Annotated in this window: 22 protein-coding genes and 1 pseudogene; 14 read left to right on the top strand and 9 right to left on the bottom strand. The window is 38.2% G+C overall.

Features of this window, described 5'->3' with window-relative positions; all coding sequences use genetic code 11:
- Nucleotides 1-48 precede the first annotated feature (48 nt).
- The 4 genes from gyrB to dnaA all read right to left on the bottom strand — a co-directional run bounded on the left by gyrB (nt 49) and on the right by dnaA (nt 6,321).
- Complete coding sequence (gyrB, locus tag HX129_RS15115) at nt 49-2,520, bottom strand: DNA topoisomerase (ATP-hydrolyzing) subunit B (RefSeq protein ID WP_286435075.1); 2,472 nt, start codon at nt 2,518-2,520, stop codon at nt 49-51.
- Nucleotides 2,521-2,572: 52 nt separating this feature from the next.
- Entirely contained in the window at nt 2,573-3,655 is a 1,083-nt protein-coding gene (gene recF / locus HX129_RS15110; RefSeq protein WP_130075118.1) for a DNA replication/repair protein RecF, read from the bottom strand.
- Between the two features lie 23 nt (nt 3,656-3,678).
- Nucleotides 3,679-4,827, bottom strand: coding sequence for a DNA polymerase III subunit beta (gene dnaN / locus HX129_RS15105; protein ID WP_286435074.1), 1,149 nt, complete (start codon nt 4,825-4,827; stop codon nt 3,679-3,681).
- Between the two features lie 108 nt (nt 4,828-4,935).
- Nucleotides 4,936-6,321: a chromosomal replication initiator protein DnaA gene (gene dnaA / locus HX129_RS15100; RefSeq protein WP_286435073.1), complete on the bottom strand. Its 1,386-nt coding sequence runs from the start codon at nt 6,319-6,321 to the stop codon at nt 4,936-4,938.
- Nucleotides 6,322-6,986: 665 nt separating this feature from the next.
- On the opposite strand from dnaA, the gene rpmH reads away from it, so the two are divergent.
- The 12 genes and pseudogenes from rpmH to HX129_RS15040 all read left to right on the top strand — a co-directional run bounded on the left by rpmH (nt 6,987) and on the right by HX129_RS15040 (nt 18,333).
- Nucleotides 6,987-7,121: a 50S ribosomal protein L34 gene (rpmH, locus tag HX129_RS15095; protein WP_000831329.1), complete on the top strand. Its 135-nt coding sequence runs from the start codon at nt 6,987-6,989 to the stop codon at nt 7,119-7,121.
- Between the two features lie 35 nt (nt 7,122-7,156).
- Entirely contained in the window at nt 7,157-7,549 is a 393-nt protein-coding gene (gene rnpA / locus HX129_RS15090; protein ID WP_130075121.1) for a ribonuclease P protein component, read from the top strand.
- 9 nt (nt 7,550-7,558) lie between these two features.
- A complete protein-coding gene (yidD, locus tag HX129_RS15085) occupies nt 7,559-7,879 on the top strand; it encodes a membrane protein insertion efficiency factor YidD (RefSeq protein ID WP_286435072.1) in 321 nt (106 codons plus the stop codon).
- A 5-nt stretch (nt 7,880-7,884) separates the two neighbouring features.
- Entirely contained in the window at nt 7,885-9,624 is a 1,740-nt protein-coding gene (gene yidC / locus HX129_RS15080; RefSeq protein WP_174494065.1) for a membrane protein insertase YidC, read from the top strand.
- An 89-nt stretch (nt 9,625-9,713) separates the two neighbouring features.
- Nucleotides 9,714-11,078 (top strand): tRNA uridine-5-carboxymethylaminomethyl(34) synthesis GTPase MnmE, encoded by a 1,365-nt coding sequence (mnmE, locus tag HX129_RS15075; protein ID WP_130075124.1) that lies wholly within the window; start codon nt 9,714-9,716, stop codon nt 11,076-11,078.
- 202 nt (nt 11,079-11,280) lie between these two features.
- Nucleotides 11,281-12,513, top strand: coding sequence for a tyrosine-type recombinase/integrase (locus tag HX129_RS15070; RefSeq protein WP_286436326.1), 1,233 nt, complete (start codon nt 11,281-11,283; stop codon nt 12,511-12,513).
- Nucleotides 12,514-13,293: 780 nt separating this feature from the next.
- On the top strand, nt 13,294-13,521 hold the full coding sequence (locus tag HX129_RS15065; protein WP_286436325.1) for a helix-turn-helix transcriptional regulator: 228 nt from the start codon (nt 13,294-13,296) through the stop codon (nt 13,519-13,521).
- 47 nt (nt 13,522-13,568) lie between these two features.
- Nucleotides 13,569-16,040, top strand: coding sequence for a DUF927 domain-containing protein (locus HX129_RS15060; RefSeq protein ID WP_286436324.1), 2,472 nt, complete (start codon nt 13,569-13,571; stop codon nt 16,038-16,040).
- A 352-nt stretch (nt 16,041-16,392) separates the two neighbouring features.
- On the top strand, nt 16,393-16,563 hold the full coding sequence (locus HX129_RS15055; RefSeq protein WP_286436323.1) for a single-stranded DNA-binding protein: 171 nt from the start codon (nt 16,393-16,395) through the stop codon (nt 16,561-16,563).
- A gap of 97 nt (nt 16,564-16,660) precedes the next feature.
- The gene (locus HX129_RS15050; protein ID WP_286436322.1) at nt 16,661-17,113 is read left to right on the top strand and encodes a hypothetical protein; all 453 of its coding nucleotides are present in this window, start codon (nt 16,661-16,663) and stop codon (nt 17,111-17,113) included.
- A gap of 181 nt (nt 17,114-17,294) precedes the next feature.
- Nucleotides 17,295-17,638 (top strand): annotated as a pseudogene (locus tag HX129_RS15045) (IS1 family transposase); the annotation flags it as partial.
- A 383-nt stretch (nt 17,639-18,021) separates the two neighbouring features.
- Nucleotides 18,022-18,333, top strand: coding sequence for a NirD/YgiW/YdeI family stress tolerance protein (locus HX129_RS15040; RefSeq protein WP_286435063.1), 312 nt, complete (start codon nt 18,022-18,024; stop codon nt 18,331-18,333).
- 48 nt (nt 18,334-18,381) lie between these two features.
- Here HX129_RS15040 and HX129_RS15035 read toward each other — a convergent pair whose 3' ends face one another.
- Together HX129_RS15035 and HX129_RS15030 are read right to left on the bottom strand one after the other, a co-directional pair.
- Nucleotides 18,382-19,566 (bottom strand): MFS transporter, encoded by a 1,185-nt coding sequence (locus tag HX129_RS15035; protein ID WP_286435062.1) that lies wholly within the window; start codon nt 19,564-19,566, stop codon nt 18,382-18,384.
- Nucleotides 19,567-19,710: 144 nt separating this feature from the next.
- Nucleotides 19,711-19,977, bottom strand: coding sequence for a metal/formaldehyde-sensitive transcriptional repressor (locus tag HX129_RS15030; RefSeq protein ID WP_130075130.1), 267 nt, complete (start codon nt 19,975-19,977; stop codon nt 19,711-19,713).
- 87 nt (nt 19,978-20,064) lie between these two features.
- On the opposite strand from HX129_RS15030, the gene dmeF reads away from it, so the two are divergent.
- Both dmeF and HX129_RS15020 read left to right on the top strand, forming a co-directional pair.
- Nucleotides 20,065-21,024, top strand: a complete 960-nt coding sequence (dmeF, locus tag HX129_RS15025; protein ID WP_286435061.1) for a CDF family Co(II)/Ni(II) efflux transporter DmeF — start codon at nt 20,065-20,067, stop codon at nt 21,022-21,024.
- An 81-nt stretch (nt 21,025-21,105) separates the two neighbouring features.
- Nucleotides 21,106-21,810: a DsbC family protein gene (locus HX129_RS15020; RefSeq protein ID WP_286435060.1), complete on the top strand. Its 705-nt coding sequence runs from the start codon at nt 21,106-21,108 to the stop codon at nt 21,808-21,810.
- 50 nt (nt 21,811-21,860) lie between these two features.
- On the opposite strand, the gene HX129_RS15015 is transcribed toward HX129_RS15020, so the two are convergent.
- From HX129_RS15015 to guaD, 3 genes are all read right to left on the bottom strand, one after another.
- Entirely contained in the window at nt 21,861-22,112 is a 252-nt protein-coding gene (locus HX129_RS15015) for a GlsB/YeaQ/YmgE family stress response membrane protein (RefSeq protein WP_130075133.1), read from the bottom strand.
- A gap of 198 nt (nt 22,113-22,310) precedes the next feature.
- Nucleotides 22,311-22,838: a hypoxanthine phosphoribosyltransferase gene (hpt, locus tag HX129_RS15010; RefSeq protein ID WP_130075134.1), complete on the bottom strand. Its 528-nt coding sequence runs from the start codon at nt 22,836-22,838 to the stop codon at nt 22,311-22,313.
- A 242-nt stretch (nt 22,839-23,080) separates the two neighbouring features.
- Nucleotides 23,081-24,397, bottom strand: a complete 1,317-nt coding sequence (gene guaD / locus HX129_RS15005; protein WP_286435059.1) for a guanine deaminase — start codon at nt 24,395-24,397, stop codon at nt 23,081-23,083.
- Between the last annotated feature and the right edge of the window lie 155 nt (nt 24,398-24,552).

Below are 24,552 nucleotides of genomic sequence, written 5' to 3'. Positions count from 1 at the left end.
TGAATACTCATATTCAGGGGGATCTAAACATATCGGGCTAGAAATTAATTAAGCATCAATATCTGCATTTAACGCATTTTCTTCAATAAATGCACGGCGTGGTTCAACGTCATCACCCATTAAACATGCAAACATACGATCAGCTTCAATCGCATCATCCACCGTCACTTGTAGCATATTACGGTTTTCAGGATCCATCGTGGTTTCCCAAAGTTGTTCCGCATTCATCTCACCCAAACCTTTATAACGTTGGATCATCATGCCTCGGCGTGAGTCAGAAAGGATGTGCTGCCAAACTTGATGGAAATTTGAAACATTAATTTTACGCTCACCTTTTTGTAAATATGCGCCATTTTCCAACAAAGTGAACCAACTTTTCGAGTTTTTCAACAAACGAATATATTCACTTGAGCCCAATAAACCTGCATCTAACAAATAGTGATGCGGTAAATTATGCACATAAATGGTGATACGCGGGAAATAAACAGTTGAGCGAATGCCTTCAGCATCTTCACGATCAAAACTTTCAATACTCAATTCAGGACGTAAACTTGGTTGTGCAGTTTCAATTTCCACACGAAGCTTCTCAGCCCAATCTTGTACATAGTTTTGATCTGTCGTTTGATCCAACTTAAATGCTTCTAAGCCGAGCAAACCATCTAACAATGTTGCAGGATAGCGCACTGTCAAACGATGCAAACTTTTTTGTGATGTTTGATAATCAGCAATTACATTTGCCAATGCTTCACCACGGATTGCAGGTGCATCTGCACTGATATGCAATTCTAATTCATCAATTGCATTTGAAATCAGGAAAGTCTCTAAAGCATCATTGTCTTTGATGTACTGTTCTTGCTTACCTTTTTTCAATTTATACAATGGTGGCTGTGCAATATAAATATGACCACGTTCCACCAATTCAGGCATTTGACGGAAGAAGAATGTCAATAAAAGCGTACGAATATGTGAACCATCCACGTCCGCATCGGTCATGATAATGATTTTGTGATAACGCAGCTTATCAGGATTGTATTCTTCACGTCCGATGCCACAGCCTAATGCTGTGATCAACGTACCTACTTCTTGTGAAGAAATCATTTTGTCAAAACGTGCACGTTCTACGTTCAGAATTTTACCTTTTAACGGTAAAATTGCTTGCATCTTACGGTTACGACCCTGTTTTGCAGAGCCACCCGCAGAGTCACCTTCGACTAAGTAAAGTTCAGACAATGCTGGATCTTTCTCTTGGCAATCTGCCAATTTACCCGGCAAACCTGCGATATCCAAAGCACTCTTGCGGCGTGTCATTTCACGTGCTTTACGTGCTGCATCACGCGCACGTGCTGCATCAATGATCTTACCTGCAATCGATTTAGCCGCAGCAGGATTTTCCAATAAATATTCAGAGAAGGATTTATTCATCGCCTGCTCAACCGCAGGTTTCACTTCGCTCGATACCAATTTTTCTTTGGTTTGTGATGAGAATTTTGGATCAGGCACTTTGACTGAAACAATCGCAGTTAAACCTTCACGTGCATCATCACCTGTCACCGCAACTTTTTCTTTCTTGAGAATATTTTCATTTTCAAGGTATTGATTTAAGCCACGTGTTAACGCTGCACGGAAACCTGCTAAATGCGTACCGCCGTCTTTTTGTGGAATATTATTGGTAAAACAACGCACATTTTCCTGATAGCTGTCATTCCACTGCAAAGCCACTTCCACAGTGATGCCAGATTCAGCAATTTGTGAAGTGAAATGAAAAATATCATTGAGATGTGTTTTACCTTGATTAATATATTTTACAAATTCAGATAAACCACCTTCATAATCAAAAATGTGTTCAGCATGAATACGCTCGTCACGTAAAACAATGCGAACGCCCGCATTTAAGAAAGACAGTTCACGCAAACGACGCGCTAAAATATCAACATTAAAAATGGTTTGACTAAAAGTTTCAGCACTCGGCCAAAAACGTACAGTTGTTCCCGTAATCTCTGTATCACCAATCACTTTTAAAGGATAAACAGGATCACCATGTTTATACTCTTGTTGGTGAATATGTCCTGCACGATTAATGGTGAGTTCCAATTTACTCGATAAAGCATTTACAACTGAAACACCGACACCATGTAAACCGCCAGAAACTTTATAACTGTTATCATCAAACTTACCACCTGCATGCAGAATCGTTAAAATAACTTCTGCCGCAGACACACCTTCTTCAGGGTGAATATCTGTTGGAATACCGCGTCCATTATCAGACACACTCACCGACTCATCTTCATGAATGGTGACGATAATCTCATCACAATGACCCGCTAAAGCTTCATCAATGGCGTTATCAACAACCTCAAACACCATATGATGCAAGCCTGAACCATCATCTGTATCACCAATATACATTCCAGGACGCTTACGGACTGCGTCTAGACCACGTAATACTTTGATACTAGAGGAATCATAAGCCTTTTCAGTGGTTGGATCTGTTTGAGAAGCGATTTGATCTTCTGAACTCATGGTTTCTCCCTAGTGAAAAATAGGTCTAAATGAATTAGCGTAAAATAAAAAATCATGGCGCAACACGTTGAACTTGACCGTTGTCAACATTGAATAATTGGTAGGAAATAGACAAATCATGTAAATGTTTTTTTACTGAATCTTGATCCAAAGTCGTCAAAAAAACCTGACTCCCAAGTTGGCTTAATCGTTCAATTAAACGCTGTTGTGCAGTTAAATCTAATTCTGCTGTCACATCATCTAATAATACCACAGTTTCCTTATTACAGGCATGTAACATGGCAATTTGTGACAGTTTTAATGCCATGATGAGCAACTTTTTTTGCCCTCTAGACAGCACAACATCAGCATCGCCTGTTGTGGTTTTTAAACGCAAATCAGCACGATGTGGGCCATACTCCGTATAGCGGCGCTCAACATCTTTTTGATGATATTGAATCAAGTCTTGTGCTAGTCCTTGCTCGACATGAAACCCTGCACTATAGTCCATTTCAATGCTTAAATTTGGCAACAATACAGCAAGATCTTCTGCCAAATAGGTTTTCCATTGCTCAACAATTTCCACGCGTTGTGAATGTAAAATCTCACCATATTCACTCAGCATTTTGTTCCACGGCTCAAGATCTTGTAAGCTGAGATTACGCTGCATTTTTAAGAGACTGTTGCGCTGTTTTAACGCCCGTGAATAATATTGCCATGCATGATAAAAATCAGGTTCCACGTGAAACATAAGCCAATCGAGTAACTGTCGCCTAGGTTTTGCCCCATGATCAATAATATCTGTGCTTAAAGGATCGATAAGTTGTAAAGGTAGAATCCTAGCCAACTGCCCTTGTGTTGCGACAGAGTCACCATTGACCTTAATCAGTTGCTCACCACTGAGTAATTTCTGCATTCCAATCTTTTCAGTCGCAGATTGAGCAAAGATCAACGCATCTGCAGTGTCATTTTGAATATAATGTTTTGGCATATGCGTTCGAAACGAACGCCCTGTCGCAAGCAAATGTATTGCCTCTAAAACAGAGGTCTTTCCTGAACCATTTTTGCCATAAAAGACATTAAACGGCTGCAACTCATGGAGTGCAACCGCTTTTAAATTTCGAACACGCTGTATATTAAGCCGTGTAATCTGCATGATCTTAAACGTTAGACCGAAGATTAAACACGCATCGGCATCACAACATAGGTTTGGTTGTCTTGGGTTGGATCTTGCACCAATACCGACTGATTTGCCTCAGTCATGGTCATGGATACATCATCACCATCTAACACACCCAATACCTCTAAGATATATTGTGCATTAAAAGACATTTCCATTGGAGTGTTGTTATATTGGATCGCTAAGTCTTCAACCGCCTCATCTTGCTCTGGGTTATTGGCACGCAATTGCAAAGAATCAGCATTGAAGTTTAAGAATACACCACGTAATTTTTCATTACTTAAAATTGCCACACGCTGCAAAGATTGCTTAAACACATCATGTGCAATCAATACATTTTTATCACCACCACGTGGAATCACACGGCGATAATCAGGAAATTTCCCATCAATAAGTTTGGTCGTGAAGCGTACTGTAATGTCACCTTGTTCTTTATCACGACTCGGTGCTTGAATGGTCACATTGAGTAATTCACGTCCGATCAATAAAACCAGTTGATCATCTTCAATACTCAATAAACGTTGTAATTCTGCAACCGCTTTACGTGGCACAATCGCTTGTACCAACTGTGTTGCGTTAGATTCAGCTAAGGTTTCACACATTGCCAAACGATGACCATCTGTAGTGACTGCACGCAATTGATTTTGATCAATTTCAAGCAATGTCCCTGTCAAATAGAAACGAACATCTTGCACTGCCATCGCAAATGCCGTTTTTTCAAATAAACGTTTTAATTCACGTTCAGTCACTTGAACTTGTGTCCCTTGACTATTTTCATTAGCTAATAATGGATAGTCTTCAGCAGGTAAAGTCCCCAACACAAAACGGCTATTACCTGATTTTAAAATACAACGCTGATCTTCAGTAATTTGTAAATCAATCAATGCTGCTGTCGGTAAAGACTTACAAATATCCATCAACTTACGCGCAGGAACAGTCGTTTGACCTGCTTGGATACATGCCCCTTCAGCAAGGGTGGTACTTGCGACCAATTCCACTTCCAAGTCAGAACCTGTAATGACTAATGCCTGCTCGGTCACTTGGATTTTAACGTTTGAAAGAATGTTTAAGGTATGACGGCGTTCAACAGCACCCACTACATTAGACAAAACATTGAGTAAGCTCTCTTTCGCGATTTTCAAACGCACTGTGGAATTCCTCTAAACACAAATTAAAAATGATAGGATAAATATATTTTTAGTCCTGTACTATGCGGCAGATTATATCGCATTGCAAGAACATAATTTGATCAAAAATTAGCTTTGAAGTAAGCGCATGAGATTTTTATAATCTTCATTAAAAATCGGGTCTTCATTACACAAGCTTTGCACTTTTTCGCATGCATGCATCACGGTACTGTGGTCACGACCACCAAATGCCATACCGATTTCAGGGAAGCTATCCCCTGTCAGCTCACGGGCTAACCCCATTGCCAACTGACGTGGACGCGCATAGATCCGTGTACGCTTTGGTCCAACTAACTCTTTCAAAGGAATACGGAAATATTCACTCACCACACGCTGAATATTTTCAGTGCTAATGGTACGTGCACGAATCGCAAGTACATCCTTCAAAGATTCACGTACCACATCCAAATCAATGGCTGAACCTTTAAAGCGTGAAATCGCCACAACTTTATTTAACGCTCCTTCGAGCTCACGAACATTGGCAACAACTTGCTGTGCAATAAACAACGCACAATTTCTTGGCAAATCGATACCGTTACTTTCAGCTTTTTTAAGTAAAATCTCAATACGAGTTTCAATATCAGGTGGTTCTACACCAACAGATAACCCCCAAGAAAAACGTGAAACTAAACGGGGATCGAGTTCAGTCAATTCTTTTGGATAACGGTCTGATGTCAAAATAATTTGCTTTGATTCATCTAATAAAGCATTAAACGTGTAAAAAAATTCAACCAAACTGGCTTCTTTTCCTGCCAATAAGTGAATATCATCCACTAACAGCAAATCCAAAGAACGACAATTTTTCTTAAATTCTTCAACTTTTCCTTTTTGCAAAGAACTGACAAAATCCTGTACAAAACTTTCTGCTGTCATGTACATCACACGAGCATTCGGTTTCGCTTGCAATAATGCATTACCAACAGCTTGCATTAAGTGTGTTTTACCCAAGCCTGTCGGACCATATAAAAATAATGGATTATGTTGCGACTCTCCCAATTGCGTTAACACCTTACGGCAGGTTTCTGCTGCCATTTGATTTGAACGCCCTTCTACAAATAATGCAAAAGTAAACTGAGGATTAAGTAATTTCTTTTTCGCATTTTTTGTAACAACCAATTCTGGCTCTTTGTCTTTCTTTGGTTTTGCACTTGGCACAGGTGTACTGTCCAACGCTGCCGTTGTGGTTGCCGGCTGTTCTGATACAGATAGAATCGCACCTGGACGAGAATCAACCAGAATTTCAACCTTACGAATACGACCTTCAGAAAGTTGCTCAGCCAATATGGTAATGAGTTCCAGATGATGCTCTTGGATATAACGAGTCCAATAAGGATTTGGCGCATACAATTTTAATGTATCGTCCGTTTCATCTGCAACCAAAGGACGAATCCACATGGCAAAGACATTATCAGAGAGCTCTTGTCGCAAGCGAGTTAAGCAGTCTGTCCAAAGCATGTGAAACTCCTTTATTTAAATTTAAAAATACGGCCCGACCATACGGGGGTCGCCATTCTAACCAAGTTATCCACATCTGTCATGACTAATTCAACCCAAATTGGCTAAAAAAGAGTCTTTTCGCAAATAAATTTAAATTTAAACCCATTGTGGATAAGTTTTAGAACAACCTGTGGATAAAAAAAGATGCATATTTATCCACATTTTATCAACATTTGAAGGTCAGACTTATTCACAAGGTAAGTTTATATTTATAAAAAATAAAAGTAGCTTTTCCTCAGAAAAATAGCAACCTAATAATAATAAATTTAAATTTTAAAATTTGAATTTATTTATAAGCAGACGGTTTTGTGTGGATAAACTTAAGTTATGAATTTAAATTTAAATTTAAAATCTTACGAAATTAAATTTAAAAGTGGATCTTATTGTGGATAAGTTTGTTGATATAAATGTTTATAAGTTTTTATATTTTATAAAACAAAAGCATAAGCTGTGTATATTATTTGTTTTTGGTCAAAACAATTAAAAATATTCAATTGTTGGCTGAAATTAAAAATATGAAAATATATAAAAAAAGTAAAAGAAAAGTCTATATTCATTGACAGCATAAAGAATGCACAATACAATCGCGAACCTTTAGAAAAGATCAACATTGGAGTTTCAACATGAAACGTACATTCCAACCATCTGAATTAAAGCGCAAACGCGTTCATGGTTTTCGTGCTCGTATGGCAACTAAAGCTGGTCGTCAAGTATTAGCTCGTCGTCGTGCAAAAGGTCGTCATAGCTTAACTGTTTAATTTTTTAAATAGTCAAGTTATACGATTTGGGTGTTATGTCACTTTATAGTTTCAGTCCAGCGGTGAGACTCCACTGTGCTGCAGATTACAAAAGTGTATTTGATGGTGCGCTTTTTAAAGTGCATCAACCCCATTTCTTATTTTTAGCAAAAGTAACCGAACAGCCGAATAGCCGTTTGGGTATTGTTGTTGCTAAGAAAAAAGTGCGCCGTGCACATGAAAGAAATCGAATAAAACGTTTAGCACGTGAAAGTTTTCGCCTAAATCAGCAACATATAGACTTATTAGATATTGTGGTGATGCCTAAAATGGGTATTGAAGCAATTCCGAATGCTGAATTACATCAGCAGTTACAGTTTGCATGGCAGAAATTGCAGCGTCTTGTTAAAAAGCACCATAAAATAGCAATTTCCTCTCCTCAAAATTAGAGCAAGCCAATGGTTCGTATATTGCATTGGTTGATTCGTTTCTATCAAGTTGCGATTAGTCCCCTCATTGGACCTCGTTGTCGTTATATTCCAACTTGTTCTCAATATTCGTTAGAAGCAATCCACATCCATGGCGCCTTAAAAGGTAGTTGGTTCGCCACCAAGCGTATTTGTCGCTGCCATCCTTGGGGAGGATTTGGTTATGATCCTGTGCCTAAAAAAGCAATTCGTTTTATTTCATTTCAGCAAATAGATTCTCAAACGTTTCATGTTGCTGTACCCTTGCGTGAACGTTTTTCGAACCAACATCACTCTAACCACTTGGGGTAATAGATATGCAACAATGGGCCAGGTTTGCAATCCTCGGGGCCATGTTTGTCGTCGCATATTTGCTTATTTTGGCTTGGCAAAAAGATTATGGTCATGCGAACACTACTAAAACACAGCCAGCAGCTGTGGTAGCGCATGATGTTTCTGCCGATTTGCCAAATGGTCAAACGACTGCGGCAACTAGCGATGTTCCGCAAGCAAATATTGCTGCTGCACAACAACCGACAACTGTACCAGCAACCGCAAATCAACAACTGATTTCAGTACAAACTGACCTTTACCATCTTTGGATCAGTCCGAAAGGTGGTGATATTGTGCGTATTGAATTACTCAATCATGACCAAAGTAAAAACAGCGATCAGCCGTTTGTCATGCTTGAAAGTGATCCTAAACGAACTTATGTCGCACAATCAGGCTTAATTGGCTTAAATGGTCCAGACAGCAGCCGCGCAGGTCGTCCAAATTATGAGTTTGAAAAAACTGCGTATACTTTAGCAGACTTAAAAGATGCTAAAGACAAAGACGGCAAAGCAATCAAGGTACTTGCTGTGCCAATGATTTTCAAAACTGCTGATGGCGTGGAAATCATTAAAACCTTTAACTTTAAGCAAGGTAATTATCCAATTGAAGTGAGCTATCAGGTGGTCAACCGTAGTGCACAAAATTGGCAGGGTCAAATGTTTGGTCAACTCAAACGTGACAACTCTGAAGACCCAGGTAAGTCTGACCAAGGTATTTTCACTTTGGGTACATTCTTAGGTGGTGCTTGGGGAACACCTGATGAACATTATAACAAACTCAAATTTGCTAATTTCTCGGAAGAGAAACTTGATACACAAGCAAAAGGCGGTTGGGTTGCTGTTGTTCAACACTATTTTGTAAGCGCTTGGATTCCTGGTCATTTTGGTGGTCAAGAATACACAGCGAAATTGGAGTCGCGTAAATCTGCAGATGGTATGAATATCATTGGATTTACATCTCCAACCATTAATGTTCCTGCTGGTAAAGCGATGAGCATTGATGCAACATTCTACGCGGGTCCTAAAATTCAATCTGAATTGAAAGATTTAGCTGTGGGCTTAAACCAAACTGTAGACTATGGTTGGTTATGGCCGATTGCAAAACTCTTGTTTATGGGCTTGCAAATGTTCCATAACGTAGTGGGCAACTGGGGTTGGTCAATTATTCTATTGACGATCTTAGTGAAACTGATTCTTTGGCCATTATCGTCTAAGAGCTATCGCTCAATGGCGAAAATGCGTGTGATTGCACCTGAAATGCAACGCATGAAAGAAGAGTTTGGTGAAGACCGTATGCGTTTCTCACAAGAAATGATGGCACTTTACAAACGCGAACAAGTGAATCCGCTTTCTGGTTGTTTACCATTGTTGCTACAAATGCCGATTTTCTTAGCATTGTATTGGGTACTGATGGAGTCTGTAGAACTTCGTCATGCACCTTGGATGCTTTGGATTCAAGATTTGTCAGCGATGGATCCTTGGTTCATCTTGCCGTTGTTGATGGGTGTAACCATGTTTGTTCAACAAAGTTTGAACCCACAACCTGCTGATCCAATGCAAGCTAAAGTATTTAAAATCATGCCAATCATGTTTACAGTATTTATGCTGTTCTTCCCTGCTGGCTTGGTTTTATACTGGATTGTGAACAACTCGATCACAATTTTACAGCAATGGTTTATTAATAAATCTGTTGAAAAAGATCGTTTAAAACGAGAAGCAGCTTAAGCTTAAAAAATTAAGCAATAGCTGATTAAATCCGCTTAAGATGGTAATCTTAGGCGGATTTTTTATTGATTAGATAATAGAGACTTTACATGACGAATGTAGTATCCCAAAGCACCATTGCAGCAATCGCAACGCCCCCAGGACGTGGTGGTGTGGGGGTGATTCGTCTGTCTGGTCCAAAGGCTTATGCCATTGCTGAAGCTTTGACAGCTAAAGCTTTACCCAAGGCACGTTTTGCTGGGTTTCGCCAGTTTATGGACGAAAAAAATGAAGTGATGGATGAAGGTTTAGTGATTTGTTTTCCAAATCCCAATTCATTTACGGGGGAAGATGTTGTTGAGTTACAAGGGCATGGTGGCCCTGTGATTCAAAATGCTTTGCTTGCTCGTTTGTTGGAACTGGGGGCGACTGCGGCTAAAGCTGGTGAGTTTTCCATGCGTGCGTTTGAAAATGGCAAAATGGATTTGGTACAGGCTGAAGCGATTGCTGATTTAATTGATGCCACTTCACAGGCGGCTGCACGTTCTGCGGTACGTTCTTTGCAAGGTGCATTTTCAGATAAAGTGAATTCTGTTCTGCAAAAATTGATTCATTTGCGATTACATGTGGAAGCAGCGATCGATTTCCCTGAAGAAGAAATCGACTTTTTGGCTGATGGTAAAATTTTAAATTTACTCGAAGATGTTCAATCTTCTGTCACCGCTGTACAACAGTCAGCACGACAAGGGCAATTGCTTCGCGAAGGTTTGCAAGTTGTGATTGCAGGTAAACCGAATGCAGGTAAGTCTTCATTACTCAATGCTTTGGCTGGCAATGATCGTGCCATTGTGACCGATATCGCTGGTACTACACGTGACGTGTTACATGAAAAAATCACTTTAAATGGTTTACCAATCACTTTAACGGATACCGCAGGCTTACGTGAAACTGGCGATATTGTCGAAAAAGAAGGGATTCGTCGTGCAATTCAAGAAATTGAACAAGCCGATCTTTTACTGTTGGTATATGACTTAAGCCAAGGTGAAAATCCTTTGGAATTGGCAAAGAATTATTTTGCGGATCATATAGAACCAAAACGCTTGATGCTGATTGGAAATAAATGTGATTTAACTACACAACAACCTGCATTAAGTGATTTGGATGGTTTTAGGCATATCACTGTATCGGCAAAACAAGATATGGGTGTTCAGTCGCTCATAGATGCGATTACAGCGCATGCAGGTTTTCAGCCTGAAGAAGATACCTTTATTGCTAGAACGCGTCATTTAGACGCAATGAAGCGCACTCAGCACTATCTGGCAGAAGCACATGAGCAGTTGGTGGTATATCACGCGGGGGAATTGGTCGCAGAGTCGCTTCGGTTGGCGCAAAATGCACTCGGTGAAATTACAGGTGACTTTAGTGCAGATGATTTGTTAGGGGTAATTTTCGGATCGTTCTGTATTGGAAAGTAATTTCGTTTTTTGATATTGTTCAATAAGTTTCAGTAAGTTCTAATATGTAAATAAAAAGCATTAAGTAATATATACTTAGTGCTTTTTTAATATCTAGTTATTATTCAATAGTGTTCAATATATTCAACTAGTGCTATGATTTTTTTAGTCACTTATTAGATACGTGACTTAAAAATACTGGTTTTAAGTGTGAGTGCCTAAGATGCCCAAGATAAATGGTTTATTTTTTTCTACAGATAGAGAAATTCAAAACCTCAAACCACAGGAAAAACGCTATTCAGTGAAAGATAAATTGAATAATGGTTTATTCATTGAGGTTAAAGAATCGGGTGTGAAGTCTTGGCACTATCGTTACTCATTAAACGGTAAACAAGAAAGATTGGTGATAGGTCGTTATCCTGATCTATCATTAAAAGAAGCTCGACAGGTTCGGGATGAATCAGCCTCATTGGTGGCGAAAGGTATTTCACCAAAACAAAATAAAAGTAAAGTCACCAGTGTCCTATTCCGTGACTATGGAGAAATGTATTTCAAGGATGTTATTCAAAAAGAGCGTAAGAGCTCATACAACATGGCTTTATGTTTGAAAAATGATATTTATCCCATGATTGGCAATATGGCTATAGAACAGATAGGCGTTGATGATGTCCGCCGTGTAATATGGCGTAAGAAAGATCAAGGTTATGATGCAGCAGCCAATCAAGTCAGAGGTTTATTAAAACGTATGTTTGATTATGCTATGACATTGGGTTTAGTTCCGTTTAATCCAGTGCTTGCTATCCCAACACGCCATATCTATAAGGCAGTGCCGAGAGATCGTTATTTAAAAACAAACGAAATAAAAGAGTTCTACACTGCCCTACTCAACTCACGTATATATCGTCCTAGAAAATTAGGCATTCTATTGTCACTATTAACCTTGATTAGAAAATCAGAGTTATTGAGGGCGAAATGGGAGCATATCAATTTTGAAACACGTATATGGTTAATTCCTGAAACAAAGGCAGATAGTGCAACTGGGCATAGTCGTGAAATGGTTGTTTATATGTCTGACCAAGTCATAGAAATATTAAAAGAATTAAAACAGATTGCAGGCGATGAACCTTATGTTTTTGTTGGTAGAAAGACAGGTACACATATAAGCCATAATGCCTTTAATGAATCTCAAAAGAACGCACTTAAATTAACAAATTTAGCTGACTTCACTATTCACGATCTACGGCGCACAGCAAGTACACATTTAAATGAACAAGGCTTTAACAGTGATGCGATTGAGGCGTGTTTGAACCACACTGCGAAAGGAGTGCGAGCAGTTTATAACAAGGCTAAGTATGAAAAGGAACGTACTACTATGCTGCAAAAGTGGAGCGATTATATCTTTAGTGTGATTTATGAACCTAATTTGATCTTTTTTAATACAAATAAATCTGCTTAACTAATGTTACGCAGTAACCCTAATTTTGGATGTAAGTAACACAAGATGTTGTGGTTTAGCTTTCATGTAAATCACAATATAGAGTGTGGGTGCGTAACATCAGTGCTTAATTATCGTTTTTAATACAAATGCTTTCTTTTTAAATATTGTTTTTTAAAGTTTTGAATTTAAATGAAATAATTAATTGAGTCGGTTTTCTAATTAAAAATTTATGAGGTTTTAACTAATTTTTTCACTGGTTTTATTAGGTTTTACCTAATTTTCCACTGGTTTTATTAGGTTTTATTAGGTTTTACCTAATTTTAACTAATTGAATTATATGTGATTTTGTTTGAATAATTTTTTAAATATTGTAGTATCTCAATATGTTCATTGAGTTGTAATAAATGCAAAAGAAATCAATGAGCAATAAAAAAGAGCTGATGTACTGGAAATACACCAACTCTTTGGATGACATGGAGTAACTGGAAATTACTACATTGTCGATATTTTTAAACCGCCGTCACAGGCACAAACCTAAAGGAACTTTAGAAATGTAAACAGCTTAAAAATTAAGGTTTATATGGCTAATTATAATTAGCCTATATTTGGAACTATAGTAAACCTTTGGTTTAAAGTAAACATCTTGTTTCCTCAAGGATGTAGACCATTGTTATTTATTGAATGTATTGAACACCAATACAATGCTATGGCTATCTGATAAAACTTAGTTTAAAAACTCAAACATTTCTACTTTTCTATTTTTGTGTCTAGGCATTTTCATTACTGGAGAATGTTTAGATGAATACATCTAAAAATCAAAATAACCGCTTAATCCGTCGTAAAGAAGTACAGAAAAAAACTGGGCTTGGTGCTTCGTCTATCTATGCCATGATGAAAAGCGGTGAATTTCCCCAATGCTTGAATCTATCAGAACGTCGTGTCGCTTGGGTTGAATCAGATGTTGACTCATGGGTGGAAGATCGTATTGCCAAACATAAAGCCGCCAATGCAGTGACAGAGGCTTAATCCATGACTAAAACCCAATCTAAAGTTATTAAAAAAGCGGTATCACTATGAATGACACCGCCCTAAAACCCGATTCGATTCTAGCAAATTGTACGGTACTTAATCCATCGGATGACACATATTTAAACCATCCCATTATTGAACGCTTTGGCAGCCCATCACAGCCGATCTATGTCGATCAATGCGAGGTAGACATTAACGGCGTGACGTATGAACAGCCTTTGATTCTACCTATCGTCAATGGACAGCTTGAACCTGTGCAATGCGCTGTATTGCAGAATGAACAAAGTATTCAAGTCATACCTGATGGATTGGCAAAAGGCTTTGCTTGCTATGGTGACTTGCACCAGGATAAACCTGTCATCATTACCCATAACTTAGAGGTATTTTTTAAACTTGCCTCCAGTGTTGCCATTGGTTTTGAACCACCATCACAGCCGTTTTCCGTTGTGTTGGTTGTATTGTCTAATCTCACCAGTAAGAAATTAACTGAACTCAAGACGTTTGATTTTGAGCAAATACAATATGTTATTCAGCAGCTATCTAAGGCAGGCTATCAACAGTTATACATGCCTGTCAGACCTGAACAGATGCAACTTGAGCCATTTAAACAGCTTGAGCAGAACACGGCTGTACGTTTACTAAATCAATATTTGAAATATGGCGAAAATGAGTTTTTCACTGAACTGATTAAAGAAAATGACGATGCAGAGGTGCAGGCATTTATTCATGAAGCAATCAATCAATTGCCTGAACTTGACCCATTACCTAAAGGACATTTAGCTAAGCCATTCAAAATAGATGATTCATCTTTTTTGTATATTTTGGATAGTGGTCTTTACCTAATTAAGGAAAAAAAGGATGAAGATGGAGAACTTCAACAAATACGGACTTTTATTTGTCATTCAGCAATTATTTTAGGTGAAGCAAGAAGCCTAAATAACGACAACTGGAAGCGTGTTATTCAGTTTAAAGACAAAGACCATACTGAACACACCTTACTCATTCCTTATGAGCATTTCATGGGTGATGCTCAAGAAGCCTTAAAGATTATTGCCAATCATGGATTAATGCCACCACGACAAGCCTATAAAAAGAATGTATTTATTAATTACATTCAAGACTACCCAATTGAACAACGCTTTAGATGTGTAAATCAAACAGGTTGGCACGGTCAATCCTTTGTTACCCCATCAAAAACCTATGGGCATTCAGGTGATGAAAAACTACTGTATCACCATGAGGGTAAAAATCCATATAGCACATTAGGCAGCTATGAAGAATGGAAGTCATTAAGCCGATTAATAGAGCCACACGCCTTAGCGGTTTTAACCTTTTCTTGTGCATTTTCAGGGCAATTGGTTGAACCTTTGGGCGTGGAAAGTGGTGGTTTTCATATTTATGGTTCATCTACTGATGGAAAGAGTACCATCACAAAAGCAGCATGTAGCGTATGGGGCAAGCCTAAAGATATTTCTAAATCATGGCGTACAACAGATAATGCTTTAGAGAATGAAGCCGAGTTGAGAAATGATAGCTTCCTTAATCTTGATGAACTGCGTCAATCTGCACCGAGAGCAGTATCAGACAGTATCTATATGATAACAGGCGGACAAGGTAAAGCACGAAGTAGCAAAGCAGGCAAAAATCGAGATTTAAAGCAATTCAATTTGATGTACACATCTACTGGAGAAGTCACACTCGAAGAACATTTACGACGTGGCAACATTGAACTCGATGCTGGGCTATTGTTACGTTTTGCCCATATTCCTAGTGATGCAGGTAAAGGATTTGGTGTATTTGAAAAAATCAACTACGGTGTAAAAGCAGAGGATATTGGCAATCGTATCAATGAACTTTCAGTATTGCATTATGGTCATGCAGGCATCAAATGGCTTGAATACCTCACCATCAGCAAAGACACTGCAATTGATCAAGCTAAGGTGCTATTTAATGACTTTATAGCGCAACAGCCTACAAATTTGAATGGGCAAGCAAGCCGTGTATTAAGGCGTTTTGCTTTGGTGGCGGTTGCAGGCGAACTCGCTACACAAGCAGGCATTACAGGATGGGGAAAAGGTAGATCGTTTGAAGCAATGGGGCAATGCTTTAATACTTGGTTAGGCAGTCTAGGTAATGGTGAAAACATGGAAGAAGCAAAGATACTTGAACACATCAAGGCATTCTTTGAAGCCAACGGCACAAGTCGCTTTGAGGACTTAACAATCATTCGGCAAGCCGATGGCGAAATCATCCGCCCACGAATTAATAATCGTGTGGGCTACTATGAGCCTGAAAGCAAAGTTTACCTCGTGTCATCGGTCATGTTTAAAAATGAAATGTGCATAGGGTTGAACGAAGCCAATGCTAAAAAAGTTCTAAAGGCGAATGGGTGGATTGATTGTGATGATGGTCGTTATACCAAGCGTGTTGGTAGGTCTGTTTTGCCTGATGGTGAACGCCCTACCATGATGCACTTTAAGGCTGATGCCATACAGAACTTTGATGAAGAAAGCTAAAACAAAGATATTTAATTGTGACCACTGTGACCGCTTTGTTTTTATATTTAATAAGGTATTGTTATATATATATATTAAGTGGTCACACTCTTTTAAATATACTTATTTTATAACTGTGACCGTGTTGTGACCGCTGTGACCGTTTCAAGAGTGGTCACACTTTTGGGCACAGTGGTCACAGTTGAGCATAGATATTATTTTTATTGATTGTGACCACTTTTATAAAATAATTATATATAAAATAGTCTCTTACATTTGCGGTCACAGCGGTCACAGTGGTCACAGTGGTCACACTAAAAAAACATATTTAGATACGACAATCATTCTGAGAGAATTTAATAGATTTAGAACCATGCCAAATGTGAAAAAAGTTATTTTAATGGGCATTTTAGGTCGTGACCCTGAAACAAGGAATTTAACGAATGGTGGCAGTATTACCAATTTCAGTATCGAAACTTCCGAAAAATGGAAAGACAAAGCACCCGGGTTGGTATTCTTTTATATCAATAATGGATTCATTTAATGCCAGCATACTTTTTGGAAGACCTCTGAAAATTAAATTAGACTCACAAGATTTTGTGTAAAATGTATTTTAACAATTTAAATAAATTAGGATCATGATGAATAAATTTTATCTTATAATTCTTAGCAATTTTCTAGCATTCTCAGCAACGGCTAAAGAAATAGAAATAAGTAGACTTCCTTTATCAGTAGAAACCAATCACCCACAACACAAAAAAGATTCTATTTCGACCATTCAAATTCAGGAAAATGATACTTCATTGAGGGAGGGGGCGATTGGCGAGGAGAATAAAACTATTAACTTAGAAAGTTTAAAAAAGAAATATTCGGAAAAATTTGATAGTTATGGTCAATACATTAGTAGTTCAATTCCTTCTAGCCCTAAAATAGGAATGTCAACAAATCAGGTTTTAAATTCTTCTTGGGGAAATCCTACCTCCAAAAGAAGCACAGAATATAAAGGTGGTATTTCTGAATCATGGTATTACAAAAATTTAGGTAGTATTACTTTTTCAAATGGAAAAGTTGAATATATACATCGAAACAATTAATTATATAAAACGGCAGGAGAGTGGCACGAACAATCGTCCATTTCCCTTAAACTATGGTGGTGTTTCAAAAAGTATGCTGAAAGAAAAACAAATAAGCATCTGATACTATAGGAAAATGAAAATAACTATATAAATCAAATGTCTGTCCTGCTTGAGGGACAGTATAAAGAAACATTACTAATGGTTAATTTACACTTATCATTGAGAAATGGGTGAAATTGTTGCTTATGTCTGGGATAAACGAGATTTAGCCACAGCAAAATGGCTTAAATTAAAATTAAAGCAGTTAGGTGTAAACTATACAAGTATATCAAGTGATAATTGGGATAGCTTTGTTACTACCTTTAAAAAATGTAAGCAGTTAATTGGTAAATTTTTTACAGTAGGTATTGAAGGTAATAGTTGTCGATTACGACATCGGATCAGGCGAGGCTTTAGGAGAAGCTGTAACTTCTCCAAAAGCTTGATAATCATTTCAAAGCCTTTGATTTAGGATTCTTTTATATCAACAATGGATTCGTTTAATACCAGTATACTTTTTGAAACACCTCCCACGCGCGTATGTCCCTTGAAATGAAAGTTTGCTCAACTTCATCATCAAGGTTTTCAATGCTTTCAGATTTTTTCTCTTGTGCGTTTGGATTTTAGTTGTGCGTTTGGATTTATCCCCCTAGTGTTGACATAAATAGGCACTGTTTAGGCACTGAAAAGCATTAATGATTTTAAGCTATTGAAATTAAACAATTATATATAATTTATTATATTCTGTATTGGTAAATAACAATCCGATTCGCTTCATAAAGCTGACTAAATGTCAGCTTTTTAGCAATTTTTAGTATTGCGTAACTTTGATTTATAGGGCACAACATCCTCTTTAAGTTAAAGAGCGACCTCCAACAAAGGCACTTTTGTATGAAAAAATCTCCTTTATTGCTTTTGTTACTTTACTCGGTTTAACAGCCAATTTTTGGGCAGGTAAAGGGGATCATCACATCATTCAAGAAGTGGCAAAGAATCAGTTGACTGTGGGACAGGCACTTAAAGCCAAGGATGAAACAGTATTGACGCTGACAGGAAAAATTGTACGTAAAACCAAAGCCGAGCATTATGAGTTAAAAGATCATACAGGTACGATCAATATTGAAGTGGATGCGCATCGTTATAAACTGACAGACATTGACGTTGTAAAGGTTGAAATTTACCTTAAGTTTTTGGTATAAAAATATGTAGGGATGCCGAAATGTGTGATCCCTACATTCTCATTTTATCTATGAATTATTTGGAATTATTTTAATTTTTAAATGCTGAATCAATAAATACAGAGATAGCAACCCCATACCCACACAGAAACCCAATACGCCAGTCATTAAGCCAAAATGATCTGACAAATAACCAGCGCCAATAATCGGAACAATCGTACCAAAGTAGGCAATAAACAAATATGTGGAAACCACTGCTGCGCGATTATCAATATTGGTCATGTGATGAATCAAGGCAAAAGCACCGAGTAGACCTAAGCCATGTCCCATGCCCACACAAACAACACTCAAAAAGAATAAAAAACTCAGGTGCATGGTCATGCAAATCATAAGAATTAGATAACTGAGCAATAACAAGATTAAACCTGCATTCAAGGCTTTATGCATGTTCAGTGATTTCGCCATAAATTGGGCACAGGCTGAAACCAATAAAATACTGGCAATCGTTGCACCGCTCACCAAAGGACCGTGCCAAGGAATCACGTCTTTGATAAATGAGGGTGCAAGTGAAGCGAATAAACTAAATGAACCAAAAGCACAAAAAGCGGTAAAACTAGCAAGATAAAACAGCGTTTTAAAGTGTATTTCGGGCAGTTCTAAATGTGGTGCAACTGAAAAAACTTGTTTTTCAAACTGAATGATTTTAATGCTAAATAAACTGAAAAAACTGATCGCTGCTGCAATAATGACGGGAATATAGGGGGTAACTAAGGGGGCATCCGAAAATTGTGCAATTGCACCACCAATCAGAGGACCAAAGCCGAAGCCCAATACCGTGATGATTGAACTGAGCTGTGCAGCACTGTTTTTATGTGTGTCTGGAATCGTATAAATCAGTCCAAGCATAGCAGAAGTACTGATGAGACCTGAAGCAATCCCAATAATAAAGCGTCCAAATCCTAAAAAATAAGCATTGCTCGCAAAGACAGAAAGTCCCAAGCCAACGATGGCAAAGAGTAAACCTGCTTGTAGCGTACGGATAAATCCAAAACTATTACTGCTGCGTCCTAAAAATAATAAAGTTGTCATACAACCAAACATATATGCCACAAAAATATAAGTAATGTGACTTGGAAGTAAATGCCAAAATTGTTGATAAATTGGATATAAGGGACTTGCTAATGCGGTTCCAATCGTTCCGATACACAGGGCTAGGCTCACGAGTAAAAATGGACGCCATGATTGTTGATTCATGTATTGAGCACTTAATTTCTAAATCATTTGCAGATAAAAAAAGCCAAGCTCAAAGAAATTGAGTTTGGCGGGAGGAGTCTGATTGGATGTCAGATTAAAACTTAATCAGCAACAGGTCAATGTGTTTTTAATTCGTTGGTCAAATTATCCGTAACGTTTTAACAATTGCATAAAAATTTCAAGCTCTGCTTCATCTATAGCCTGATGATCTGAAATAACATGTTCTTTCAAGTGGGCTTCAATCAGTTCATTCATCAAGCCATTTACTGCACCTTTAATGGCTGCCACCTGCTGTAAAATCTCAATACAGGATTTATCCTGTTGGATTAAAGACTCTTCCACTGCATTGATCTGCCCTTTGAGACGCTTGACCCGATTTAAAACTTTTTGATCTTGATGTAAATGTCCCATCCATTGGCTCCAAAAAAATATACTCTCTTATAGTATATTTTAAAATCCGAGAATATACTCTGGGGGAGTATATTGGATTCAATTCACATGCAATTTAAAACCATTCAACGGCAGCATTCTCATCAATTTGACGAAGGCAATCCTTTAGCACAGAAGAAAATCTTATTTGCCACGATTTTGACAGGGCTGATGATGATTTTTGAGATTGCAGGCGGTTGGGTTTTTAATTCAATGGCTTTACTTGCTGATGGTTGGCACATGAGTTCCCATATGTTAGCGCTGGGCTTGGCATATATGGCATATCGAGCAGCACGGCATTATGCACAAGATGCCCGTTTTAGTTTTGGGACTTGGAAAATCGAGATTCTTGCTGGTTATAGCAGTGCAATTTTGTTGATGGTTGTGGCTTTATTTATGGCTTTTCAGTCGGTTGAGCGCCTATTTCACCCTGTACAGATTCATTATAATGAAGCAATTGTTATTGCGATTTTAGGTTTAGGGATTAACCTGATGTGTGCGTGGTTATTGCATGATGACCATCACCATCACCATCACCCTCATGAACATGAACATGGCGAGCATCATGAGCATGATTTAAACCAAAAAGCAGCATTTTTACATGTAGTTGCAGATGCTGTAACGTCTGTTTTAGCGATCATTGCTTTATTCGCAGGAAAATATTTTGGTTGGGACTTTTTAGATGCTTTATTGGGAATCGTCGGTGCAATTTTAGTGGGTAGATGGTCGTTTGGATTGATCAAGGAAACAGGAAAAACTTTATTAGATGCTGAAATGGATCATCCTGTCGTAGATGAGGTCCGCGAAGTGATTTCAGATTTAAAATTGGATATTCAGATTACAGATTTGCATGTTTGGAAAGTGGGTAAAGGCAAGTTTTCAGTGATTTTAGCGTTGCAAACACCACTGCAGGACTTAACCGCAGATCGTATTCGTCAGGCATTAGCCATACATGAAGAATTGGTACATATTTCTGTGGAAATCAATCGTCCTGCAATGTTTAACTTTGTTCCACGTGAAACGCATTGAAACAACAGTTCTTCAACATCAGGGGTGTTAGATTGTGCTTTAATATTTTGATTATTTAAATTTCTAAGATATTTATTCAATATGTTAAAGCAATTGATCGCATTGAGTTTAAGTCTCGCTGTTTGTGGCAGTAGTTTTGCCAATGTTGACAGTGTTAAAGCCAAACTGTCGCAGCAATATCCAAATGTCAAAATCGACAATGTGCAAGCCACTGAAATGCAAGGCTTGTACAGTGGTACATTAGATGGTCAGGTGGTTTACGTTAATGAAGATGTGCAGCATCTGTTTATTGGTTCAATGATTCGGCTGAAAGACCAAAAAAACCTCACCAAAGATTTAGCACTTCAAAATAGCCCCAAAGCTGATTTTAAAAAGCTCCCCTTTAATGATGCAATTAAAACAGTCAGGGGGAATGGTCAGCGTCAGCTCGCCATCTTTTCTGACCCAAATTGCCCATATTGCAAAAGTCTTGAAGGGAATTTAGCCAAGCTGAATAATGTCACGATTTATACTTTTATTTATCCTATTAAAAATCAGTCGATTCTGCCCTCTAAACAAGTCTGGTGTTCTGACAATAAAGCCTATGCATGGCACAATTTAATTCAAAACAATATTCAACCCACAGCTGCAGCCAATTGTGCCACACCCATTGAACGTAATTTGATTTTGGGTAAACAATTGGGTCTACATGGGACACCTGCGATTATTTTCTCGAATGGTCATACTGTGATGGGTGCCTACCCTGCCGAAGAAATTGAAAAAATTTGGCAAAAGTTTGGTTTGTAAAAAATAAAAAAGCATCTCAATGGAGATGCTTTTAAGTTTTCACGTTTGCATTAGCTTTTCTTGGTGACCATGTTGTAAATAAACAAAACGATAATTGCACCAATCACAGAGGCAATAAAGCCTGCTGATGAGCCGTCAGAATAGAGTCCAATGATTCGACCGCCATAGGTTGCAACCAATGAACCGATAATCCCCAAAGCAACTGTGACAATGAAGCCTGCTTTATCATTCCCTGGATGAATTGCACGTGCAATGAGACCTGCAAAAAAACCGATGATGATTGCGCCAATCAGTGCCATCATAATCCTTCTCCTTTTCTTTGTCTGATCTTGAATTTAGAACGTTAACCTGATTGTTATTTTTGAATATTTATATGATGATTGAAAGAATTGATATGCTACAAGTTGTTGCATTTTTGTTCTAAAGTAGTGGAAATGAAACATAAAAAAAGCGACCGAAGCCGCTTAAGTATTATGGGGGGAAATTATATCAAAGCTGAATTACAGACCAATTTCACCAATAAATGGAAGATGACGATATTTTTGGTCATAGTCCAGACCATAACCCACAATAAATTTATCTTCGACTTCAAAACCTAAAAATTTCACATCGAGTTCAATTTCACGGCGTGAAGGTTTGCTCACTAAAGTACAAAGTTCAATCGAGTTAGGTTGGCGCGTGCTTAAAATTTCGAGCACTTTGCTTAGGGTATTGCCCGAGTCGATGATGTCTTCGATGATGAGTACATCTTTACCACGAATTTCACCATCAAGATCTTTTAAAATTTTGACATCACGTGTTGAAGTTGTCCCACCACCGTAACTTGATACGGTCATGAAGTCGAGTTCATGTTCTTTGGTGATTGTACGGCAAAGATCTGCCATGAAAATCACTGAACCACGCAATAATCCGATTAATACCAACTCTTTGTCACTATTGGCATAATGCGCATTAATGTGCTGACCAAGTTCCTGAACTTTTGCTTGAATTTCTTCAGCAGAAATCATTACTTTCATTTCAACAGTCATGGGAAATACCTAAAACTAAAAATATCAAATTCGCAAAGTAAAAAAGGTGTTGACGAGCAACACCTATAAGATGCATCAATTTTAAAACATATCGACTGAAGATGCATCTTTTTTGCCAGTTGAAATGTAAACACGCTAAAGTTTAGTGAGCATCTTTTTTCAGCAGGAGCGCACAGACCACAAAAACTGTTCCAATTAAAATCAATTTTTTCTTGGATTGTTTCGGCTTTTGCTGTGGTTGTTTAGCTTTGTTCATAGGCTTTATTTCCATAGATATACGTGGCTTGAATATTACGATCATCCCCCATGGTCAATAAGGCAAATAACGCATCTTCAATATTTTTGGCACGTTGCTGACGTAACTGTTGTAGCGCGGTGGCTTTTAAGTTCAAAACCACAAAATCTGCTTCTTTGCCAACATTAAAGTTGCCCAATTTATCTTGTAAGTCTAAGGCTTTGGCACCGCCAAGCGTGGCATGATAAAGCGACTCAAAGGCAGACAGTTTGTCACCCTGTAGTTGCTGCACTTTATAGGCTTCATTTAATGTTTGTAACTGACAGAATGATGTCCCTGCACCAATATCAGTTCCGAGTCCAACTTTGACTTGCTTGTCCCATGTTTTTTTCAATGGAAATAAACCACTGCCGAGGAACAGGTTTGAGGTTGGACAGAACGCGATGGCTGAGTCTGTATCATGCATACAATCCCATTCATGTTCTTCCAAATGCACACAATGGGCAAAAACCGAACGCTCGCCTGTTAAGCCATAATGATGGTAAACATCCAAATACCCTTTTTGTTCAGGGAATAATTCTTTAACCCATGCGATTTCATTTTTATTTTCACTCAAATGCGTATGTACATAGACATCAGGATATTCAGCTTTGAGCTGCCCTGCCCGCTGCAATTGTTCAGGCGTTGAAGTCGGAGCAAAACGTGGGGTAATCGCATACAGGTTACGCCCTTTGCCATGCCATTTTTCAATGAGGGCTTTGGAGTCATCATACGCACTTTCTGCTGTGTCTGTGAGTGCTTCAGGTGCATGACGATCCATCATCACTTTACCTGCGATCAAACGCATTTGATGGCTTTCAGCCGCCTCAAACAAGGCATCAACTGATTGTGGATGTACTGTACAGAATACTAAAGCTGTGGTTGTACCATTTTTTAGAAGTTCATTGACAAAGAAATGGGCAATTTGGTCAGCATAATCTTTATCTTGAAATTGAATTTCAGTTGGGAAGGTATAGGTGTTGAGCCATTCTAAAAGTTGTTCACCGTAGGCACCGACCATTTCTGTTTGAGGAAAATGAATATGTGTGTCGATAAAACCTGGAACAATCAATTGATTTGCATAATGTTCAACTTTGAGATCAGCAGGCAAATAGGTTTGCCCTTCCGTCCAAGCACCAAACCAAACAATTTTTCCGTCATTGATGAGTAATAAACCATCTTCTACATATCGCACTTGGTCGTGAATATCACGCGCTTGGGCAACCGTATTCTGAATATCGAGGAAGCGACCGCGAATTGCCGTCGTTGCAATGATAGAAGACATTTTGAACCTACGTTGTGAATTTTTTCGATTGATTGTAGCCCATTTAGTAGCATGCTTCAGTAATTTATGTCTGAATGCACAGTGACAGCTGCCATGAAAGTGTTGGTTTTAGTGCTTTATCTTTGTGAAAAGAATGCGTAAAGTGTGCACAAATC

Origin of the sequence: Acinetobacter sp. 251-1 (genome assembly GCF_030329305.1) — a bacterium.
Taxonomy (GTDB): domain Bacteria; phylum Pseudomonadota; class Gammaproteobacteria; order Pseudomonadales; family Moraxellaceae; genus Acinetobacter; species Acinetobacter piscicola_A.
This window is presented reverse-complemented; position numbering and strand designations above follow the sequence as displayed.

Bases quoted from the DNA above. Each gene is read 5' to 3' on its own strand.
- gyrB (WP_286435075.1), bottom strand. From the start codon at position 2,520: ATGAGTTCAGAAGATCAAATCGCTTCTCAAACAGATCCAACCACTGAA.
- recF (WP_130075118.1), bottom strand. From the start codon at position 3,655: ATGCAGATTACACGGCTTAATATACAGCGTGTTCGAAATTTAAAAGCG.
- dnaA (WP_286435073.1), bottom strand. From the start codon at position 6,321: ATGCTTTGGACAGACTGCTTAACTCGCTTGCGACAAGAGCTCTCTGAT.
- rpmH (WP_000831329.1), top strand. From the start codon at position 6,987: ATGAAACGTACATTCCAACCATCTGAATTAAAGCGCAAACGCGTTCAT.
- rnpA (WP_130075121.1), top strand. From the start codon at position 7,157: ATGTCACTTTATAGTTTCAGTCCAGCGGTGAGACTCCACTGTGCTGCA.
- yidD (WP_286435072.1), top strand. From the start codon at position 7,559: ATGGTTCGTATATTGCATTGGTTGATTCGTTTCTATCAAGTTGCGATT.
- yidC (WP_174494065.1), top strand. From the start codon at position 7,885: ATGCAACAATGGGCCAGGTTTGCAATCCTCGGGGCCATGTTTGTCGTC.
- mnmE (WP_130075124.1), top strand. From the start codon at position 9,714: ATGACGAATGTAGTATCCCAAAGCACCATTGCAGCAATCGCAACGCCC.
- HX129_RS15070 (WP_286436326.1), top strand. From the start codon at position 11,281: ATGCCCAAGATAAATGGTTTATTTTTTTCTACAGATAGAGAAATTCAA.
- HX129_RS15065 (WP_286436325.1), top strand. From the start codon at position 13,294: ATGAATACATCTAAAAATCAAAATAACCGCTTAATCCGTCGTAAAGAA.
- HX129_RS15060 (WP_286436324.1), top strand. From the start codon at position 13,569: ATGAATGACACCGCCCTAAAACCCGATTCGATTCTAGCAAATTGTACG.
- HX129_RS15055 (WP_286436323.1), top strand. From the start codon at position 16,393: ATGCCAAATGTGAAAAAAGTTATTTTAATGGGCATTTTAGGTCGTGAC.
- HX129_RS15050 (WP_286436322.1), top strand. From the start codon at position 16,661: ATGAATAAATTTTATCTTATAATTCTTAGCAATTTTCTAGCATTCTCA.
- HX129_RS15035 (WP_286435062.1), bottom strand. From the start codon at position 19,566: ATGAATCAACAATCATGGCGTCCATTTTTACTCGTGAGCCTAGCCCTG.
- HX129_RS15030 (WP_130075130.1), bottom strand. From the start codon at position 19,977: ATGGGACATTTACATCAAGATCAAAAAGTTTTAAATCGGGTCAAGCGT.
- dmeF (WP_286435061.1), top strand. From the start codon at position 20,065: ATGCAATTTAAAACCATTCAACGGCAGCATTCTCATCAATTTGACGAA.
- HX129_RS15020 (WP_286435060.1), top strand. From the start codon at position 21,106: ATGTTAAAGCAATTGATCGCATTGAGTTTAAGTCTCGCTGTTTGTGGC.
- HX129_RS15015 (WP_130075133.1), bottom strand. From the start codon at position 22,112: ATGATGGCACTGATTGGCGCAATCATCATCGGTTTTTTTGCAGGTCTC.
- hpt (WP_130075134.1), bottom strand. From the start codon at position 22,838: ATGACTGTTGAAATGAAAGTAATGATTTCTGCTGAAGAAATTCAAGCA.
- guaD (WP_286435059.1), bottom strand. From the start codon at position 24,397: ATGTCTTCTATCATTGCAACGACGGCAATTCGCGGTCGCTTCCTCGAT.